Source organism: Nonomuraea sp. NPDC003201, assembly GCF_053590415.1.
On the sequence record NZ_JBSFTC010000701.1, the window covers coordinates 1 to 1,816 of the forward strand.

3 protein-coding genes are annotated in these 1,816 nt (G+C 73.8%); 1 reads left to right on the forward strand and 2 read right to left on the reverse strand.

Translation table 11 applies throughout. The annotated features are described in order from the left end of the window. Window positions 1–224: SDR family NAD(P)-dependent oxidoreductase (locus ACWDX9_RS62905; RefSeq protein ID WP_449973385.1), on the reverse strand; the 224-nt coding region annotated here is incomplete at its 3' end. Window positions 225–423: 199 nt separating this feature from the next. Between ACWDX9_RS62905 and ACWDX9_RS62910 the strand changes: the two genes are divergently transcribed. Continuing rightward, on the forward strand, window positions 424–1,293 hold the full coding sequence (locus tag ACWDX9_RS62910) for a helix-turn-helix transcriptional regulator (RefSeq protein ID WP_449973386.1): 870 nt from the start codon (window positions 424–426) through the stop codon (window positions 1,291–1,293). A 52-nt stretch (window positions 1,294–1,345) separates the two neighbouring features. Here the strand turns inward: ACWDX9_RS62910 and ACWDX9_RS62915 are convergent. Beyond that, the coding region (locus tag ACWDX9_RS62915) for a GntR family transcriptional regulator (protein ID WP_449973387.1) at window positions 1,346–1,816 on the reverse strand (471 nt) is incomplete at its 5' end.

Genomic DNA, 1,816 nt, shown 5'->3' on the forward strand with positions numbered 1-1,816 from the left:
GCCGCCGCGTCGGTGACGTCGACGGCCAGGGCCAGCGCCCGGCCGCCGTTCTTCTCGATCCGGGCGACCAGGTCGGCCAGCCGCTCGGCGCGCCGCGCCAGGACGACGACGCGGGCGCCCAGCTCGGCCAGGTGCTCGGCCGCGGCTTCGCCGATGCCGCTGGAGGCGCCGGTGACGACCGCGACGCGGCCGGTGAGGGGACGGGCGGAAGTCTGCGTGGTCATGGTGTGTACCTTCCAAGGTGGGTGAAGTGAGCCGGTGGCCGCGGCTCGTATCGCCGCAAGCTCCTCCATCAGGACACCACCCGCCGGGCCCTCGCAGGCCGTCAAAATGGGCCCCCACCAGGCAGGTCTCCGCGAAACTGGTACTGTCAGGGCCACCCTGGTGAGGACCGGTCGTGCCCGGCTTGGCCACACTGGAGACATGGACCGAAGCAGCGAGATCGCCGGCTTCCTGCGCTCACGGCGCGCCGGGATCACTCCCGAGGAGGCCGGGCTGCCCTTCGACGGGCGCACCCGCCGGGTGCCCGGGCTGCGCCGCGACGAGGTGGCCCGCCTGGCCGGGGTCAGCACCGAGTACTACACCCGGCTCGAGCAGGGCCGTGGCGGCTCCCCGTCACCCGAGGTCGTCGAGGCCCTCGCCCGGGCCCTGCGGCTCAACCCCTCCGAGCGCGAGCACCTCACCAACCTGCTGGTCCGCCCCGCCGACGCGCGCCGGGCTCCGGTCAGCCCGCAGCGGGTCAGGCCGGGCCTGCACCTGATGCTGCACACCCTCGACCACGTGCCCGCCTTCATCCTGGGTCGCCGCACCGACGTCCTGGCCTCCAACCGCCTCGCCCGCGAGGTGCTGACCGACTTCGACGCCCTGCCCGCGCCCCGGCGGAACCTGGCCCGCTACTACCTGCTGGACCCCGAGGCCCGCGAAAGGGTCGGCGACTGGGAGCGGATCGCCGCCGAGACCGTCGCCGTCCTGCGCCTGGAGGCCGGCCGCTACCCCAACGACCGCCAGCTCGCCGACCTCGTCGGGGAGCTCACCCTGAAGTCGCCAGAGTTCTCCACCTGGTGGAACGACCACCGCGTGCTGCGCCGCACCCACGGCGCCAAGACCTACCACCACCCCCTCGTCGGAGACCTCCACTTCTCCTACGAGTCCTTCCAGGCACCCGGCGACGTCGACCAGACCCTGTGCGTCTACAACGTCGAACCGGGCTCGGCGACCGCCCAGGCCCTCCAGCTCCTCACCAGCTGGACGGCGCCACAGCAGCAGGCGCACCCCCGGCCCGGAGCCTCCTGACGCTGCCCGGCGCCCGCCCGGCGGTTCGCGCCGAGCCCGGCCGTCGTCCGTATCAAGAAGGTTCGGCGGGTTGCTTGCGCAGGCGCCAGGCGGCCTGGGCGCCGAGGCTGGTGTCGATGTGCTCGCGCATCACCTCGGCGGCCGACTCCGCGTCGCCCGCGATGACGTACTCCAGCAGGGCCTCGTGCTCGGCGGCCTTGCGGTCGCGGGCGGCCTGGCCGCGTTCGACCTCCAGGGCGAGGCGGCGGTAACGGTCGGCCTTGTCCCACAGGCCGTCGAGGGTCTGGATGAGCAGATCGTTGTGGGAGGCCGCGTAGAGGGCGGCGTGGAACTTGCGGTGGGCCACGAACTGCTCGTAGTCAGGGTTGCCGGGCAGCGGCTTGAGGCCCTCGTGCGCGGCGCGCATGGCGGCGATGTCGGCCTTGGTGCGCCGTTCGGCCGCCAGCCCGATCGCCAGCGGGTCGAGGGAGCGGCGCAGCTCCAGCAGGTCGCGGGCCTCCTCGGCGGCCAGGGGGGCCACGCG

Bases quoted from the DNA above. Each gene is read 5' to 3' on its own strand.
- ACWDX9_RS62910 (WP_449973386.1), top strand. From the start codon at position 424: ATGGACCGAAGCAGCGAGATCGCCGGCTTCCTGCGCTCACGGCGCGCC.